This is a genomic window from Sulfitobacter sp. SH22 (assembly GCF_965641905.1).
In the GTDB taxonomy this organism is placed as follows: Bacteria; Pseudomonadota; Alphaproteobacteria; order Rhodobacterales; family Rhodobacteraceae; genus Sulfitobacter.
This window is the reverse complement of sequence record NZ_OZ282573.1, coordinates 1,635,872-1,651,614: the sequence shown is the minus strand read 5'-3', so window position 1 is coordinate 1,651,614 and position 15,743 is coordinate 1,635,872. Positions and strand designations below refer to the sequence as shown.

The window sequence follows — 15,743 nt, the reverse complement described above, 5'->3', positions numbered from 1 at the left end:
CAGGGGGGAAACCAACGGTCAAAACGACATGGTTTTGGAAAAAGCGCCGCAAATGGTGTTTTGTTGCGCAGGGCGGAAAACCCCCTTGCGATGGCGCAGCCGAAACGAGAGGGTGGCGCAAGATTCAGACAAGGATAACGCGATGAAGATGAACAAACTCGGCCGCACCGATATCGAAGTGACGGATTTCTGCCTTGGCTCCATGACATGGGGCACGCAAAACACCCCCGAGGAAGGCCATGCGCAAATCGACCGCGCCCTGGCTGCTGGCATCAACTTTATCGACACCGCCGAGATGTATCCGGTCAACCCGATCAAGGCTGAAACCGTCGGCCTGACCGAAGAAATCATCGGCCAGTGGATCGCGAAATCAGGCAAGCGCAAGGATGTCGTGCTGGCCACCAAACATTCGGGCGCAGGGGCTGCGCCGCGTGACGGGGCGGGGATTTCGTCCAAGACGATCCGCCAGACCCTTGAGGGGTCGTTGAAGCGGTTGCAGACCGATTACGTCGATTTGTACCAGTTTCATTGGCCTGATCGCGGCAGCTATATGTTCCGCAAGAACTGGGACTATGACCCGTCCTCGCAAAACCGTGCCGATGTGATTGCCCATATGGAAGACTGCATGGGCGCGCTGCAAGACGAGGTCAAACGCGGCACGATCCGCAGCTTTGGCCTGAGCAACGAAAGCGCCTGGGGGCTGACCCAATGGGCGAATGCGGCGGAACGCACGGGCGGGCCGCGCCCTGTGTCGGTGCAGAATGAGTATTCGCTGCTGTGCCGTCTGGCCGATACCGACCTGGCCGAAGCCTGCCACAACGAAGACATCGGATTGCTGTCGTTCTCGCCCCTCGCGGCGGGGTTGCTGACGGGAAAATACCAAAACGGCGCGCTGCCCGACGGGTCGCGCATGGCGATCAACGGTGATCTGGGCGGGCGCAAGACCGACCGCGTGTTCCACGCCACCGCCGCCTATCTGGACATCGCGCAGAAACACGGGCTGGACCCGACGCAAATGGCGCTGGCCTGGGCGCGGCAGCGGCCCTTTATGACGTCAATTATCTTTGGCGCGACGTCTTTGGACCAGCTTGAGGTGGCACTGGGTGCCATTGATCTGGAACTGGGCCAAGACGTCCTGGCCGATATCGCCACCGCGCATAAAGCGCATCCAATGCCATATTAATCCGATCTAAGGGAGCAACCCCATGCCACTTACCATGAGCAAAGACGTTTTTATCACCTGCGCCGTTACCGGATCGGGAGCAACGCAAGACCGCAGCCACCATGTGCCGCGCAGCCCCGCGCAGATCGCCGACAGCGCGATTGCAGCGGCCAAGGCTGGGGCGGCGGTGGTGCATTGCCACGTGCGCGACCCTGAAACCGGCGCACCAAGCCGCCGGCTGGATCTGTACCGCGAGGTCACCGAACGCATCCGCGAATCTGAAACCGATGTGATCTTGAACCTGACGGCAGGCATGGGCGGCGACATTATTTTTGGCCCGACCGAACACCCGATGCCCCCGATCGCGGGCACCGACATGATCGGCGCATCCGAGCGGGTCCAGCATATCGCCGAATGCCTGCCCGAGATTTGCACGCTCGATTGCGGCACCATGAACTTTGCCGAAGCCGATTACGTGATGACCAATACGCCGGGCATGTTGACCGCCATGGGCCAGATGATGACCCATCTGGGCGTCAAGCCCGAGATCGAGGCCTTTGATACCGGCCATCTTTGGTACGCCAAGCAACTGGTCAAAGACGGTGTGCTGGACAGCCCCGCCTTGGTGCAATTGTGCATGGGCGTGCCATGGGGCGCGCCGGATGATCTGAACACATTCATGGCGATGGTGAACAACGTGCCGGATGACTGGACCTTCAGCGCCTTTGGCTTGGGGCGCAACCAGATGGCTTATGTCGCGGCATCCGTGCTGGCGGGCGGCCATGTGCGCGTCGGGCTCGAGGATAACCTGTGGCTGGACAAAGGCATGCTGGCCGAAAACTGGCAGCTGGTCGAGCGCGCAGGCAGCATTATCGAAAACATGGGCGCACGGTTGATGACCCCGGCACAGGTGCGTGAAAAACTGGGCCTGACCAAACGGGCACCTGCGTGAAACGGGCTCTGCTGGCGTTAATTTTGCTGGCAGGCTGCGCGGCACCTGTACCCGAGGTGCGCCAAGGGTATCGTGATCCGGCGGCGCTGATCGGATCAACCAGCCGCTATGATGCGGGGCGGTTCAAAGGCGCGTGGGTGATGCGCGGCAGCTTTGAGGCGGAGGCACCGGCAACGGTCGCCTTTGTCGACAGCACCGGCGGGCCGGCCTTTCAGCTTTGTGATGAGGCGGGCACCTGCGAAGGCCTGTGGCTGGCCACGCCCACAGGGCAGGGCCGTTTTGCCCTGACCCGGCCTGACGGCAGCACCCGCGATCTGTGGGTGCTTTGGGTCGACGAAGGGTTTCGCACGGCGGTCATCGGCAACCCTGCGGGGGATTTCGGCTGGATACTGGACCGCGCGCCCAAGGGCGGGGCGGACCGGATCAAGGCGGCACAAGAGATATTGGATTTCAACGGCTATGACATCAGCCAGTTAAGGATGCGGAAATGACGAAGATTGCAGCAGTTATTGGCGGTGGCGTGATCGGGGGCGGCTGGGCTGCACGGTTTGCGCTGAACGGATGGAACGTGCAGGTCTTTGACCCCGATCCGCAGGCCGAACGCAAGATCGGCGAAGTCATGGCCAACGCCCGCCGTTCCATGCCCGGCCTTACCGATGTGGCCCTACCGGACGAGGGCAAGATCAGCTTTCACGACAGTATTTCCGACGCGGTCGCAGGGGCGTCGTGGATTCAGGAAAGCGTGCCAGAGCGGCTTGAGATCAAGCACACCACCTTTGGCGCGATCCAGCAGGCCTGTGATCCGGATGCGGTGATCGGATCGTCGACCTCGGGCTTCAAGCCCTCCGAATTGCAAGAGGGCATGGCGCGCCCCAACCAGATCATGGTCGCGCATCCGTTCAACCCCGTTTATCTGCTGCCGCTGGTGGAACTGGTGCCGGGCAATGGCATCGACGGGCCGATGGTGGACAAGGCCAAGGAAACCCTGACGTCGATCGGGATGTACCCGCTGCACCTGAAAAAAGAGATCGACGCCCATGTCGCGGACCGTTTCCTTGAAGCTGTCTGGCGCGAGGCGTTGTGGCTGGTCAAGGATGGCATCGCCACCACCGAGGAAATCGACAACGCCATCCGCTATGGCTTTGGCATCCGCTGGGCGCAGATGGGTCTGTTCGAGACCTACCGTGTCGCAGGCGGCGAGGCCGGAATGAAGCATTTCATGGCGCAGTTCGGGCCTGCACTGGAATGGCCGTGGACCAAGCTGATGGACGTACCCGAGTTCAATGACGAATTGGTCGATCTGATCGCGGGGCAATCCGATGAACAATCCGGCGCATATGGCATCCGCGATCTGGAACGCATCCGCGACAACAATCTGGTGTCGATGATGCGCGCACTGAAGCAGCAGGACTGGGGCGCGGGCCGGTTGATGAAAGCACACGAGGCGACGTTGCGCGCAGGCACTGTGCTGGCCGCACGGGCCGATGACATTGCAGACGCCAGCCAGCCGGTGCTGACCGTGCGCCGTGCCGTGCCGCTGGATTGGACCGATTACAACGGCCACATGACCGAAGCGAAATACCTGCAAGCCTTTGCCGATGCGACCGACCGGTTCATGGAACTGATCGGCTGTGATGCCGACTATATCGCCTCGGGCGGCAGCTATTTTACCGCTGAAACGCACATTCGTCACGTGGACGAGGCACATGCCGGCGCGCTGATCGAGGTCCGCACACGGGTGTTGATGGGGGCGGGCAAAAAGATGCACCTGTGGCACGAGATGTACGAGGGCGACCGCCTGCTGGCCACGGGGGAACATTTCCTGCTGCACGTCAGCTTGCAGACCCGCAAACCGTCCGACCCCAGCCCAGAAATCGAGGCTGCACTGGTGCGCTTTGCCCAAGGTCACGCCAGCCTGCCAAAGCCCGACGGCGTTGGCCGCTATGTCGGTGCACCCCGATGAAACGGGTTCTGATCACGGCGGGGGCGTCAGGTATTGGCCGTGCGATGGGGGATGCCTTTGCCGCTGCGGGGTTCGAGGTCTGGGTGACTGACACCGACCGCGCGGCGCTGGATCATTGTCCGGCCAAATGGCATCACCGCCTGGCCAATGCCACGGATGAGGCGGCGATGGCATCGATCATCGCCGAGATGGGCCATATCGACGTGCTATGTGCAAATGCGGGGATTGCGGGGCCAACGGCGCGGATCGAAGACGTGGCGCTGGATGATTTCCGCGCCTGCGTCAGCGTCAATCTGGAAGGCGCGTTTATCGCCGCCAAACATGCGGCCCCCTTGATGAAGGCGGCGGGCAGCGGTGCGATTGTCATCACCTCGTCAACGGCTGGCATCTATGGCTACCCCAACCGCGCGCCCTATGCGGCGGCGAAATGGGCGATGATCGGCCTGATGAAAACCCTCGCAATGGAGCTGGGCCCCTTTGGCATCCGCGCCAACGCGATCTGCCCCGGTTCGGTCGAAGGCCCGCGCATGGAAGGCGTGCTGGCCCGCGAAGCCGCAGCCAAAGGCATGACCCGCGATCAGGTCTATGAGGGCTATGCGTCGGGCACCTCGATGCGCAGCTTTGTCGAGGCGCGCGATGTGGCGAATATGGCGGTGTTTTTGGGGTCCGACGGGGCGCGGCTGGTGTCGGGGCAGGTGATCGCCGTGGACGGGCATACGGAAAATCCCGACCCCAAATTGTGATTGAAGGCTGGCAAGGGACTGCGAAACGCGCATAAGAGGCAGCATGACACATGCATTGCCTGATCTGTGGATCCTCGTCACCCTTGCCGCGGCGTTTTTTCAAACGGCGCGGTTCATGCTGCAAAAATATCTGGCGACAGCAACCCTGTCAGCCGCAGGGGCGACATTCTCGAGGTTTCTATATTCCGCGCCATTCATCGTCTGCGGTCTGGCAGCCTATCTGTTGGTCAGCGGCACGCAATTACCGCCGATCGCGCCTGCGTTCTGGGCCTATGGCTTGCTGGGCGGCACAGCGCAAATCCTTGCCACGGTCTGCGTCGTCTTGCTGTTCAAACAGCGCAATTTTGCGGTTGGGATCACGTTCAAGAAAACCGAAGTGATTTTGACCGTCCTGACCAGCTGGGTCATCCTGAACGAAGGCGTCAGCGGTTGGGGCTTTGCCGCAATCGGTCTGGGGGTGGTCGGGTTGTTCTTGCTGTCAGGCAATAAAGACGCGGTCGGGTTCCACTTAAGCGATCTGCGCAACCGGGCTGCGGGTTTGGGCATTGCGTCAGGTGGTTTGTTCGCGATCTCGGCTGTGACCTATCGCGGCGCGACGCTGTCTGTGATGTCAGACATGCCGGTGTTGCGCGCAGGGGTGACCCTTGCCGCTGTGGTCTGCATGCAGGCCGCTATTATGGCGGTGTGGCTGCGCTGGCGTGAACCCGCTCAGATGCGCGCGGTGTGGCAGGCGCGCAAGGTCGCGGTCTGGGTCGGGATGATGTCGCTGGGCGGGTCGCTGTGCTGGTTCATCGCCTTCACCCTGCAAAACGCGGCCTATGTCAAAGCATTGGGGCAGGTCGAGCTGATCCTGAGCGTCGCAGCCTCCACCCTGTTTTTCCGCGAGAAAATCACCGGCCGCGAGTGGGCGGGGATGGCGGTTCTGGTCGGGTCGATCTTGATGCTGGTGCTCGTCGCCTGAGGCGGGCGCGGAATTTTTCAAAAATTCCGGACCGTTTTTTTCCGGAAAAAAACGGCTGCGCCAACCCGAGTTAGTCTGTCATCGGGCGGCCGCGCAGGCGCAGGAACAGGCTTTCCTCGTCGTTGTTCTTGAAAAACGGGACGGATTCAGGCGGGGCCAGTTCCTTGGCGCGGGCTTCGACTTCTGCCAGCACGACCTCGGTGATGAACGGCATGTCGAAAGACCGCGCATCGGACAGGGCAATCCACTGCAAATGTGAAAGTTCGTCACAGGCGGCATCGAAATCATCCAGATCGGTGGCCACATCATCGGCATCCACCAAAAAGAACCGCGCATCAAAGCGGCGCGGTCTGCCGGGGGGCGTCAGGGCGCGAAACACGAATTGCATGGGTGCCGCGTTGGGAAGGTATCCGCGCTGTGCAAATGTTGCCCAATCGTCAGGGGGGGTCCCATCCCAGGTGCCTTTTTCCCCAAGGATCAGCCCGGTTTCCTCCCACAATTCGCGAATGCCGGCGACAGCCAATGCATGGGCGAGCGACGCATCCGCATCTTCGGCCAGCCGGTCATGGCACATGTCGGGCAGGGGGCGGGCCAGCGGAATATGCGCATCGCCCGCATCCATGGCACCACCGGGAAACACGAATTTATTCGGCATGAAGACCGCCTTGGCCCCGCGTTGCCCCATCAGGATGTGGGGGTTTTCGTGGCGGTCGCGGATCACAATGACGGTGGATGCGTTGCGGATCTGGCTTTTGTCGATGGTCATGTATTGGCCCTTATTCTTGCGGATCGGCAGGGCCCGGGGTGTCTGGCCGACTATGTGTCGCCAAACCCGCCCATGCCTTTTGCCCATTGGAAGCCGATCAAGGCCCCCTTTAGTCTGGGCAGAAGGTAGAGCGACAAGCCGACACAGCCAACAGCAAAGATTGTAAACAGCGTCAAAGGTTCGGGGCGCCATGTCACAAACACGATATGCAGCATCGGGGCCATCAGGTGACCGACGATCAGAATGGTCAGATAGGCGGGGCCATCGTCTGCGCGGTGGTGAAAGAACTCTTCGCGGCAAACGGTACAGCTGTCATTGACCTTGAGATATCCCTTGAGCACAGGACCAGCCCCGCAATTGGGGCATTTACGCCGCCAGCCGCGCAGCAAAGAGGCGGCCAGCGGGCGCTGGTCTTTTTCGGCATGGGTGATTTCGGCGCTGTGATCTGTCATGATTTCTATCCTGAGGTCGGTCACATATGCGGGCGTTTGAGGTCAATTGAAAGGCGACAAGCTGCCCTTGCGGCGGGATGTCGCAAATCGGGGTCACTGAAATTATTTCTGTTTATCTGCGACGGAAGTTTCTGGCCACGCCGTTTGACCCAGTATCACCACGCCAAAACGGTGTGTGAGATTGAGATCACCGAAGGATAAACAAATGACAAACCGAGCAAATTTTCAAATCGCATTGTTGAGTGGCCTGATTGCCTTGGGCGGGACCGCCTTGTTGGCGCAAGAAACGCCGAAGCAGGATCGCTTTGTCCAGATCGACACCAACAGCGACGGTGCGCTGACGCAGGACGAGATGAAGGCCCACGCCGAAGCACGTTTTGCCGCCGCCGATACAGATAGCGACGGTTTCCTGAGCGAAGCCGAAATGCAGGCCGCCGCTGCGGCACGTCGTGTGGCGCGCAGCGAACAGTTGTTGGCAAAGCTCGACAAGGACGGCAACGGATCGCTGTCAGCCGAAGAGTTGCAAGCGATGGGCCAGGACAAGAGGGCCGAGCGGACCGCAAGAATGATAGAACGGATGGATGCCAATGACGATGGCAAGCTGTCGAGGGAAGAAATGGCAGGTCGCCATTCGCCCGAAAAGATGTTCGCCAAGCTGGATGCGGATGGCAATGGCACGTTAAGCGCCGAAGAATTTGCCAAGGCGCGGAAGGGTGGCAAACACGGTCACGATCGCAAGCATGCCGGCAAGCACGATCGCAAGCATGGCGGCAAGCACGACGGTTATGGCAAACGCCACGGCCATGACGACGAAATGTCCGAGTAATCTAAGGGCACGGGCGCGCTTGAATGGTGCGCCCGCAGCCGTTAGCGCTAGGATTATGAGCTTTGATGCCTCCATTGATGATGTGGTCGACGACCCTGATGCCGCGCTCTTGGCGCGCTATGCGCAGGGCGATGCGGCGGCTGCGCGTTTGTTGACGGTGCAGTTGTCGCCCCGTGCTTTTGGCCATGCTTTCAGGGTCTTGGGGGATCGCTCCGAAGCAGAGGATGTGACCCAGGATGCGTTGATGCGGCTTTGGAAGATCGCACCGGAGTGGCGCAGCGGAGAAGCCAAGGTGTCAACCTGGCTGTACCGTGTTGTGGCAAATCTGTGCACCGACCGGCTGCGCAAACGTCGCGGCGGCGTCCCGCTTGAGGACATCGCCGAACCGGCAGACCCCGCCGAGAGCGCCGAGGCCAGATTGCAGCGCGGGGCGCGCGAGGATGCGCTTCAGACGGCATTGGACGCTTTGCCGGAACGCCAGAGGCAGGCGGTTGTGTTGCGTCATATCGAGGGGTTGGCGAACCCCGAAATTGCCCAGATCCTCGAGATCGGGGTCGAAGCGGTGGAAAGCCTGACAGCGCGGGGCAAACGCGCGTTAACTGCCCTATTGGCAGGACAGCGCGAAGCATTAGGATATGAAGATGACAAAACCTGACACAGATATGCTTGAGACCCTGTTTCAAGACGCGCGCGCGGCACCGCCGGCACTGCCTGACGGGTTGTTGGACCGGATTATGGCGGATGCGCTGGCGCAGCAACCCAATGCCAGATCCCGCGGTTGGCGGGGCATCTGGCAGGCCATTGGCGGCGCTCCTGCCTTTGGCGGGTTGGTCGCGGCGACCGCTGTTGGGTTCTGGATCGGGGTGGCCCCGCCCAGCACTCTGCCCGATATTGCGACGCAGATCATCACCGGTGCGAGCTATGCCGCGCTTGACGACACGGCCACGCCCGACCTCACAGCCTTTGGCTGGGACATTGACGAAGGATAGACCATGGCATCGGATTTGACAAAAAACGGCAAGTGGATGCGGTGGGCCTTGGGGCTATCACTGGGGGTCAATCTGCTGGTTGTCGGCCTGGTCGCTGGGGCTGCATACCGCTTTGACGGCCCGCATGGCGGACCCGGCGGCAGCGCGCGCGACTTTGGCACGCCCTATATTGCCGCCCTCGAGAAAGACCGCAGGCGCGAGATATTCAAGGGGTTGCGGCAGGACAGGCCCGCAGGTCATCTGGACCGCGCCGCGCGCCGCGCGCTGTATTCGGAGGTTGTGCAGGCCCTTCGGGCGGACCCGTTTGACGTCACGCGGGTCCGGTCGGTGCTGGATCAACAGGCCAGCGCCAGCGTTACCGTCCAGCAGGCCGTTCAAGACGCCTGGCTGGCAGAGATCGCATCGATGGATGCGTCAGAGCGCGCGGCCTATGCCGATCGCCTGCAAGAGGTCTTGGCCCGCGGACCCAAGCATAAGAAGGATCAGCGCAAAAGCCGTCAGGACGACTAATGCGCGCAAACACCCATTTGGCTTGCCAAGCGGGGACAGGGCAAGGTACGCAAAGCGACCCAAACCAGAGGCTTTGCCATGACGCTCGATTTTCCTGACACCGACACTGTTCTTGCCACTGCGCGCGCATCTGCGGGGCGGCGGCTGATCGGCCTGGTGTCGCTCGGATTTCTGGGGGTGTTCCTGATTTATGTGGCGTTCACGTCAACGCCCGGTCTGGGGTGGCAGCTGTTCTTGCTGGTGATTGGCGGTGGTGCGATCTGGATGGCCGATTTCATGCGCCGCTCAACGGCCGGAACGATCGAGCTGACGGCGGCGGTCCTGCGCAGCAGCGATGGTACATTGATCGCGCGTGTCGAAGATATCGAACATATTGACCGCGGGGTTTTTGCATTCAAACCCTCCAACGGCTTTTTGCTGCGCACGAAAAAGGAGACGGGGGCCGAGACGGTCTGGCGTCCGGGTTTGTGGTGGCGGATGGGACGGCGCATCGGTGTGGGCGGTATGACACCGGGCAATCAAACCAAATACATGGCCGAAATCATTTCAACGATGATTGCCGTGCGTAACCAACCGGACGAAACCGGAAGGCTTTGAGTTCCTGAAATAAAAAAGGCCCCAATGGAAATTTCCTTGGGGCCTTTTTTATGGGCTGTCATTGCTGTGCTTTAGGTGCCGGTGAACAAGACACGGGGCGCATAGCGGGCACGGGTGAAAACAAAGTTTTCAATTGTTGGATGCCCAAGCCCGATATTGAAGGGCGGGCTGAATGTCGTCGCCGTTTCAGTGACCAAGATATATTCGTCATCGGGGATAAGGGGCAGGCGATTATGCCAAGTCGCAACATCATTATCGGTTACCGGCTCGCCGGCACCACGGGCACGCGACCAATGTACGTAAAACCGTCCTTCGGTTTGATTATACTTGAGCGAGGTCACCCGCAGCGTGGACTGTTCCGGCGAATTGGTCATGTAGTCCAGCAAATCCTGCGCACCGTCCAGATATCCGGTGTCGATGGGCAAGGTTTCGCGCGAAATCATGTCGCCAATCGTATAGGCCGCTTTCTGGTTCAGGCTGTATTCCTTGTATGTCTCAAAGATCGAGAACATCGACGCGTAGACCCAGAATAACATTGGCATCAAGATCAAGGCCTCAAGGGACACACTGCCTTCTTCCTGACCGGCAAAGCGGCGCAAGCCGAGGGTTTTGGTGAGATGTTTAAGCATTAACCTGGCTCCTGTACGAAGGCCGAGATGGCATACATTGCAGATTGGCCGGACCCATCAGTCGCATATTTGAAGCCAAGGCGGGACGTTGGAAGCATCGGGTCGAACTTCAGGCAAGCGCGCAGCATCATCAGGTCGTGCTGTTGGCCCAGGGTAAATCCGCGCTCCGGTGTGACGGGTTCCGATTTGTCGATGCAATCGATATCGGTCGGCAGCGTTTGGAAATTGCGCGGGTCAACTGTAATCATCTCGAGGCGCAGTGTTTCATCGCAATTGCTGACATTCCCGGCCCTCTCACACACCATCGTTTTGATCTGGTCGTGTGTCATTGGCGTCTGTGTGTTCAGGCGGATATACCGGACCGCATCTTCCAGGCCGCGGTTCAGGTGGACCTGACGCATGGCATAAAGGCTCATTTCAATCGAGGCGAGGAATATCCCAAAGATCAGCGGGAAAAGGATCACAAATTCAATCAGGAAGATTGATCCGCTTTCCTCTTTGCGAAAGTGCCGAAGGGCAGTTTGCATACAGGATATCATTGGATCAGCCTTAGTTGGTTGATTTTACGGGCGATGGCCTTGAAGGCTTCGGAGAGTTCAACACCGTCCACATCGAAGAAGTGGCTTGGCGATGAGGCGCAGTTTCTCATGACGTCGGCACCGTCGTTATTGTTGTACGGGTCATCCGTGACTTCAAAACCGATGGTCCAGATCACGATGCGCTTTGCCTTGGCCGCCGTACAGATGTTGCTCAGCAAGGAGTTGCCCAGCGAACGGTCATACTTTCGCCAGTAGAAACTCGAACGATTCCATGAAGACACATAGTTATAAAGATACCAGTTGAGGTTGTATTTATCCCAGTGGACGACTTCACTGTCGCTGTCATAGTAATAGCTGGCAATCCGGTTAGAGACGGAATTTTCGCCATCGGTCATCAAGATTACAGTCTTGAGCGTTTCAGGGTCGTCGTAGTCGACGGGACGACCATAGAACTGGTTGTCGACTGCACCGGCGGAAACCAGGGAATTGTTAATGTCGCGGAACGACGGGTCTAGCATCGCTGCCGCCCATTTCATCCCGAGGAAGATCGACGTACCGCCACCGGGTTGCAGACCGTCAATCTGGGTCTTTAGCGCAGTGCGGTCTTGCGAGAACGGTTTGATACGTTCGTCGGTGTAGCGCGGGCAGACCGTATCGTTGCGGTAGTTGTTCCGCCCGTCATAGTTCCATTGGAAATGCTGGGCCTGGTCATGCCATTTGGTGGTATCCAGTGCGGCGCTGTTGAATTCATCATTGTCGAATTCAACACAGTGCGAATAGTTGTGTTTGGCATTCATTCTCATGCGGTCAAAGATCAAAGGACCGGCATTCACCTGTTCGGAATAGGGGATCAAGGAAACTGAAATCAGGTCTTCGTTGCCTGCGCGCAAAACCGTATCGAGAAAAACGCCCGCGGCGTCTTTCATGTCGGTCATCCGCGTTCCCTTAGCCATCGAGCCCGAAACATCCAACACCATTGAAATCTCGACATTGGCCACGTGTTCTTCGGCGGTGCTATGTGCGGGGACGGTCATCGTATCAACGCCGAATTTGCGCAAATAGGGTGTATCAAGCTCTTTTGAGGCATTGACCGAGACTGTGCGATAGTTGAGGCCGTCATCGACTGTCACGCTCGACAGGTAATTTGCCATGCCTGACTTTGTAAAATAGTCTTCGACAACAGTCTTGGGGTCTTGCATCTGGTCGAGATCGGCCGCGGCGAGAACCGCGCGGTCAGATACCGCCTGAAGCCTTGAACGTTCAAGTTCGTGGCGCATGAAATCAAGCTGGATGCCGCCCACCGTCACCATCATCAGAATCACGAAAAGCACCCATACCGTCATGATGCCGTCTTCTTCGCGGGCGAACCGCCGCGTTTGGGCGGCAATTGCGTCTTTCATTGGTTGGATCGTCATAAAAGAATGCGACATAGTTATTTCCTCATTAACCAGAACATCACAGGGCCTTTGGACCCGCGCTGACTGCTTCTGTTGGTTACTTATAAGAAAGCTTCGTGGCCGAATTGCGGCAATAACGTTCAAAATCAGCGGCTATTCTGTGTGCTTTGTGGGAAGATGTTCCTTATTCAAAGTATTGTTGCATGGTCGGAAACGAAGTGGCGTTTCATCGCAATCAGGCGAATCGTGCCGGAAAAAGTTTTCATTCTGCTTAAAAAATATGCATTTTTTGCTTTTTACGGGTTCTCAAATCTTGCGGGCCATGTTCAACAGACGATGCGCCAAAATCTTTACCTTAGGTCACATTGCCAAACAGGAGCACTCTATGACCCCCGCAAATGAACCCAGCTTTCGCGACAGTGTGGACATCATGTTCAACAGGGCGGTTGCCCTGATGGACCTGTCGCCAGGGCTGGAAGAAAAGATCCGTGTTTGCAACGCGACCTACACGGTCCGTTTCGGGGTGCGCCTGCGGGGACGTATCCAAACTTTCACCGGGTACCGGTCGGTCCATTCCGAACATATGGAACCGGTCAAAGGCGGCATCCGCTACAGTCTTGGTGTAAACCAGGACGAGGTCGAAGCACTGGCGGCACTGATGACCTATAAATGTGCGCTGGTCGAAGCGCCCTTTGGTGGGTCCAAGGGCGGGTTGTGCATTGATCCGCGCGATTATGATGACCACGAGCTGGAACTGATCACGCGCCGTTTTGCCTATGAGCTGATCAAGCGCGACATGATCAACCCCGCGCAGAACGTGCCCGCCCCCGATATGGGCACCGGCGAACGCGAAATGGCGTGGATCGCGGACCAGTATAAACGCATGAACACCACCGACATCAACGGCGTCGCCTGTGTCACGGGCAAGCCGATCAATGCGGGCGGCATCCATGGCCGGACAGAGGCCACAGGCCGCGGTGTGCAATACGCCCTGCACGCGTTTTTCCGCGATGCCAAAGGGCTGGCCAAGGCCGGTCTTGAAGGCAAGATGAGCGGCAAGCGGGTGATCGTTCAGGGCTTGGGGAATGTGGGCTATCACGCGGCCAAATTCCTGAGCGAGGAAGACGGCTGCCTGATCACTGCGATTATCGAGCGCGATGGTGCGTTGCAAAACGATGCCGGTCTGGATGTCGAAGCTGTCCATCAATGGATTGTCAAACACGGCACGATCAAAGGCTATCCCGATGCCAAGATGATCGAAGACGGGGCCGCCTTGCTGGAAGGGGAATGCGATATCCTTATTCCCGCCGCGCTGGAAGGCGTGATCAACCTGAGCAACGCCAACCGGATCAAGGCCCCGCTGATTGTCGAAGCGGCGAACGGGCCTGTCACTGCGGGTGCGGATGAAATTCTGTGTGCCAAGGGTGTGGTGATCATCCCCGACATGTACGCAAACGCCGGCGGTGTGACCGTGTCGTACTTCGAATGGGTCAAGAACCTGAGCCACATCCGCTTTGGCCGGATGCAGCGCCGCAACGAGGAAAGCCGCCACCAGTTGTTGGTGGACGAGCTTGAACGTCTGAGTGCCGACAGCGGTGTCGGCTGGCAGCTCAGCCCGAACTTCAAGGAAAAATACCTGCGCGGCGCGGACGAGTTGGAACTGGTGCGCTCGGGGCTTTATGACACGATGGTCGATGCTTACCGGTCGATGGCTGAGATCTGGCATGGCCGGGATGATGTGACCGATTTGCGCACCGCCGCCTATCTGGTCAGCATCACCAAGGTCGCGGCAAGCTACCGTGCCAAAGGGCTCTAAACGCAAAAAGCGCAAAAGCCCGAACTGACTAAAGATTGATAAAAGACTGTCGCGGACGGACCCGTCCGCGGCGCAAAACGCCACCCATCCTGCGGCCAGCCATTGCACCTTTGTATCGGACTTGATTGAGTAGCCCCAAGGCGCTGCCATCAGGGCGGATGAAACGGGGGATGCGATGCGGTTTTCAGGATTGCGCGTGCTGCGCGAAGGATTGACCGGAAACAAGGGATGGGCACCGCATTGGCGCGATGCCGAACCCAAGGCCGAATATGATGCGATCATCATTGGCGGTGGCGGTCACGGATTAAGCACCGCTTATTATCTGGCCAAGGAACATGGCCTGACCAATATCGCCGTTCTTGAAAAGGGCTATCTTGGCGGCGGCAATGTCGGGCGCAACACCACGATCGTGCGAGCGAATTACTTTCTTCAGGGTAATTCCGAGTTCTATTCCCATTCGCTGAAGCTGTGGGAAGGGTTGGAAGAAGACCTGAACTATAACGTCATGCATTCGCAGCGCGGGTTGATCAACCTGTTCCATTCCGACGGCCAGCGCGACGCCTTTGCCCGGCGTGGCAATGCGATGATCAACCAGGGCGATGATGCGGTGCTGCTGGACCGCGAGGGTGTGCGCAAACATCTGCCATACCTCGATTTCGACAATGTGCGGTTCCCCGTCTATGGCGGTTTGCTGCATCCGCGCGGTGGTACGGCGCGCCATGATGCGGTGGCCTGGGGTTACGCGCGCGGGGCGTCGGATCGCGGGGTGGACCTGATCCAGCAATGCGAAGTCACCGGCATTGATATCGAAAACGGTCAGGTGCGCGGCGTACAGACAACGCGCGGGCCGATCCGCGCCAAGAAGGTCGGGATCGTGGTTGCGGGGCGGTCGGGTCAGGTGGCGGCCATGGCAGGGATGCGCCTGCCGATCGAAAGCCACGTCTTGCAGGCCTTCGTGACCGAGGGGCTCAAGCCGTGTATCGACCATGTGGTCAGTTTCGGCATGGGGCATTTCTATATCTCGCAATCCGACAAGGGCGGCTTGGTCTTTGGCGGCGATCTGGATTTCTATGCCTCTTATGCCAGCCGGGGCAATCTGCCGATGGCCGAGCATGTGATGGAGGCGGGGATGACCCTGATGCCGATGATCGGCAAGGCCAAGGTGCTGCGTAGCTGGGGCGGAATCATGGACATGACCCCCGACGGTAGCCCGATCATCGACAAGACCGATACCAAGGGTTTGTTCATTGATTGCGGCTGGTGTTACGGCGGGTTCAAGGCGGTGCCCGGATCGGGGTTCAGTTTCGCGCATCTGATGGCAACCGGTAACCACCATGCGCCTGCGGCGAAATACCGGCTGGACCGGTTCCGCACCGGCGTTGGTTTAATGGATGAAGAGGGCACCGGTTCCCAGCATAATCTTCATTGATGGCGCTTTGGG

18 protein-coding genes are annotated in these 15,743 nt (G+C 59.0%); 13 read left to right on the top strand and 5 right to left on the bottom strand.

The genetic code is table 11. The features are described 5' to 3' along the window. The first annotated feature begins 142 nt into the window (after positions 1–142). Genes ACSQ13_RS10055 through ACSQ13_RS10030 form a run of 6 tightly spaced genes read left to right on the top strand, consistent with a single transcriptional unit; the run spans position 143 to position 5,781 of the window. The gene (locus ACSQ13_RS10055; RefSeq protein ID WP_176249613.1) at positions 143–1,183 is read left to right on the top strand and encodes an aldo/keto reductase; all 1,041 of its coding nucleotides are present in this window, start codon (positions 143–145) and stop codon (positions 1,181–1,183) included. A gap of 22 nt (positions 1,184–1,205) precedes the next feature. Beyond that, positions 1,206–2,114, top strand: a complete 909-nt coding sequence (locus ACSQ13_RS10050; protein WP_176249612.1) for a 3-keto-5-aminohexanoate cleavage protein — start codon at positions 1,206–1,208, stop codon at positions 2,112–2,114. Continuing rightward, positions 2,111–2,605 carry a lipocalin family protein gene (locus ACSQ13_RS10045; protein WP_176249611.1) on the top strand — a complete coding sequence of 165 codons (495 nt, stop codon included), beginning with the start codon at positions 2,111–2,113 and terminating at the stop codon, positions 2,603–2,605. Before ACSQ13_RS10050 ends, ACSQ13_RS10045 begins: the two co-directional genes overlap by 4 nt. Continuing rightward, a complete protein-coding gene (locus ACSQ13_RS10040; protein ID WP_176249610.1) occupies positions 2,602–4,077 on the top strand; it encodes a carnitine 3-dehydrogenase in 1,476 nt (491 codons plus the stop codon). The genes ACSQ13_RS10045 and ACSQ13_RS10040 overlap by 4 nt, the downstream gene beginning before the upstream one ends. Further along, positions 4,074–4,820 (top strand): SDR family oxidoreductase, encoded by a 747-nt coding sequence (locus tag ACSQ13_RS10035; protein ID WP_176249609.1) that lies wholly within the window; start codon positions 4,074–4,076, stop codon positions 4,818–4,820. The genes ACSQ13_RS10040 and ACSQ13_RS10035 overlap by 4 nt, the downstream gene beginning before the upstream one ends. A gap of 43 nt (positions 4,821–4,863) precedes the next feature. Further along, positions 4,864–5,781 carry a DMT family transporter gene (locus ACSQ13_RS10030; protein WP_176249608.1) on the top strand — a complete coding sequence of 306 codons (918 nt, stop codon included), beginning with the start codon at positions 4,864–4,866 and terminating at the stop codon, positions 5,779–5,781. Positions 5,782–5,851: 70 nt separating this feature from the next. Here the strand turns inward: ACSQ13_RS10030 and ACSQ13_RS10025 are convergent, their stop codons facing one another. Next, complete coding sequence (locus tag ACSQ13_RS10025) at positions 5,852–6,547, bottom strand: NUDIX hydrolase (protein ID WP_176249607.1); 696 nt, start codon at positions 6,545–6,547, stop codon at positions 5,852–5,854. Between the two features lie 50 nt (positions 6,548–6,597). Beyond that, positions 6,598–6,999 carry a DUF983 domain-containing protein gene (locus tag ACSQ13_RS10020; protein ID WP_176249606.1) on the bottom strand — a complete coding sequence of 134 codons (402 nt, stop codon included), beginning with the start codon at positions 6,997–6,999 and terminating at the stop codon, positions 6,598–6,600. A gap of 205 nt (positions 7,000–7,204) precedes the next feature. Between ACSQ13_RS10020 and ACSQ13_RS10015 the strand changes: the two genes are divergently transcribed. The 5 genes from ACSQ13_RS10015 to ACSQ13_RS09995 all read left to right on the top strand — a co-directional run bounded on the left by ACSQ13_RS10015 (position 7,205) and on the right by ACSQ13_RS09995 (position 9,921). Then, on the top strand, positions 7,205–7,825 hold the full coding sequence (locus ACSQ13_RS10015) for an EF-hand domain-containing protein (protein ID WP_295511708.1): 621 nt from the start codon (positions 7,205–7,207) through the stop codon (positions 7,823–7,825). A 55-nt stretch (positions 7,826–7,880) separates the two neighbouring features. Next, a complete protein-coding gene (locus tag ACSQ13_RS10010; protein WP_295511710.1) occupies positions 7,881–8,480 on the top strand; it encodes an RNA polymerase sigma factor in 600 nt (199 codons plus the stop codon). Beyond that, entirely contained in the window at positions 8,467–8,814 is a 348-nt protein-coding gene (locus ACSQ13_RS10005; RefSeq protein ID WP_295511712.1) for a hypothetical protein, read from the top strand. The genes ACSQ13_RS10010 and ACSQ13_RS10005 overlap by 14 nt, the downstream gene beginning before the upstream one ends. A 3-nt stretch (positions 8,815–8,817) precedes the next feature. After that, on the top strand, positions 8,818–9,324 hold the full coding sequence (locus ACSQ13_RS10000; protein WP_176249604.1) for a periplasmic heavy metal sensor: 507 nt from the start codon (positions 8,818–8,820) through the stop codon (positions 9,322–9,324). Between the two features lie 78 nt (positions 9,325–9,402). Further along, positions 9,403–9,921: a hypothetical protein gene (locus tag ACSQ13_RS09995; protein ID WP_176249603.1), complete on the top strand. Its 519-nt coding sequence runs from the start codon at positions 9,403–9,405 to the stop codon at positions 9,919–9,921. A 71-nt stretch (positions 9,922–9,992) separates the two neighbouring features. Here the strand turns inward: ACSQ13_RS09995 and ACSQ13_RS09990 are convergent, their stop codons facing one another. The 3 genes from ACSQ13_RS09990 to ACSQ13_RS09980 are packed head-to-tail and all read right to left on the bottom strand — an operon-like array spanning position 9,993 to position 12,519. Continuing rightward, the gene (locus ACSQ13_RS09990; RefSeq protein WP_295511714.1) at positions 9,993–10,550 is read right to left on the bottom strand and encodes a TadE/TadG family type IV pilus assembly protein; all 558 of its coding nucleotides are present in this window, start codon (positions 10,548–10,550) and stop codon (positions 9,993–9,995) included. Then, positions 10,550–11,077 (bottom strand): TadE/TadG family type IV pilus assembly protein, encoded by a 528-nt coding sequence (locus tag ACSQ13_RS09985; RefSeq protein WP_255200152.1) that lies wholly within the window; start codon positions 11,075–11,077, stop codon positions 10,550–10,552. The genes ACSQ13_RS09990 and ACSQ13_RS09985 overlap by 1 nt, the downstream gene beginning before the upstream one ends. An 8-nt stretch (positions 11,078–11,085) precedes the next feature. Then, the gene (locus tag ACSQ13_RS09980; protein WP_295511715.1) at positions 11,086–12,519 is read right to left on the bottom strand and encodes a pilus assembly protein TadG-related protein; all 1,434 of its coding nucleotides are present in this window, start codon (positions 12,517–12,519) and stop codon (positions 11,086–11,088) included. 352 nt (positions 12,520–12,871) lie between these two features. Between ACSQ13_RS09980 and ACSQ13_RS09975 the strand changes: the two genes are divergently transcribed. Beyond that, positions 12,872–14,302, top strand: a complete 1,431-nt coding sequence (locus tag ACSQ13_RS09975) for a Glu/Leu/Phe/Val family dehydrogenase (protein WP_176249599.1) — start codon at positions 12,872–12,874, stop codon at positions 14,300–14,302. 175 nt (positions 14,303–14,477) lie between these two features. Further along, positions 14,478–15,731, top strand: a complete 1,254-nt coding sequence (locus ACSQ13_RS09970) for a sarcosine oxidase subunit beta family protein (protein WP_176249598.1) — start codon at positions 14,478–14,480, stop codon at positions 15,729–15,731. The last annotated feature ends 12 nt before the right edge of the window (positions 15,732–15,743 follow it).

Bases quoted from the DNA above. Each gene is read 5' to 3' on its own strand.
- ACSQ13_RS10040 (WP_176249610.1), top strand. From the start codon at position 2,602: ATGACGAAGATTGCAGCAGTTATTGGCGGTGGCGTGATCGGGGGCGGC.
- ACSQ13_RS09995 (WP_176249603.1), top strand. From the start codon at position 9,403: ATGACGCTCGATTTTCCTGACACCGACACTGTTCTTGCCACTGCGCGC.
- ACSQ13_RS10025 (WP_176249607.1), bottom strand. From the start codon at position 6,547: ATGACCATCGACAAAAGCCAGATCCGCAACGCATCCACCGTCATTGTG.
- ACSQ13_RS10050 (WP_176249612.1), top strand. From the start codon at position 1,206: ATGCCACTTACCATGAGCAAAGACGTTTTTATCACCTGCGCCGTTACC.
- ACSQ13_RS10005 (WP_295511712.1), top strand. From the start codon at position 8,467: ATGACAAAACCTGACACAGATATGCTTGAGACCCTGTTTCAAGACGCG.
- ACSQ13_RS10010 (WP_295511710.1), top strand. From the start codon at position 7,881: ATGAGCTTTGATGCCTCCATTGATGATGTGGTCGACGACCCTGATGCC.
- ACSQ13_RS09975 (WP_176249599.1), top strand. From the start codon at position 12,872: ATGACCCCCGCAAATGAACCCAGCTTTCGCGACAGTGTGGACATCATG.
- ACSQ13_RS09980 (WP_295511715.1), bottom strand. From the start codon at position 12,519: ATGTCGCATTCTTTTATGACGATCCAACCAATGAAAGACGCAATTGCC.
- ACSQ13_RS10035 (WP_176249609.1), top strand. From the start codon at position 4,074: ATGAAACGGGTTCTGATCACGGCGGGGGCGTCAGGTATTGGCCGTGCG.
- ACSQ13_RS10000 (WP_176249604.1), top strand. From the start codon at position 8,818: ATGGCATCGGATTTGACAAAAAACGGCAAGTGGATGCGGTGGGCCTTG.
- ACSQ13_RS09970 (WP_176249598.1), top strand. From the start codon at position 14,478: ATGCGGTTTTCAGGATTGCGCGTGCTGCGCGAAGGATTGACCGGAAAC.
- ACSQ13_RS10055 (WP_176249613.1), top strand. From the start codon at position 143: ATGAAGATGAACAAACTCGGCCGCACCGATATCGAAGTGACGGATTTC.
- ACSQ13_RS10030 (WP_176249608.1), top strand. From the start codon at position 4,864: ATGACACATGCATTGCCTGATCTGTGGATCCTCGTCACCCTTGCCGCG.
- ACSQ13_RS10015 (WP_295511708.1), top strand. From the start codon at position 7,205: ATGACAAACCGAGCAAATTTTCAAATCGCATTGTTGAGTGGCCTGATT.
- ACSQ13_RS10020 (WP_176249606.1), bottom strand. From the start codon at position 6,999: ATGACAGATCACAGCGCCGAAATCACCCATGCCGAAAAAGACCAGCGC.
- ACSQ13_RS09990 (WP_295511714.1), bottom strand. From the start codon at position 10,550: ATGCTTAAACATCTCACCAAAACCCTCGGCTTGCGCCGCTTTGCCGGT.
- ACSQ13_RS09985 (WP_255200152.1), bottom strand. From the start codon at position 11,077: ATGCAAACTGCCCTTCGGCACTTTCGCAAAGAGGAAAGCGGATCAATC.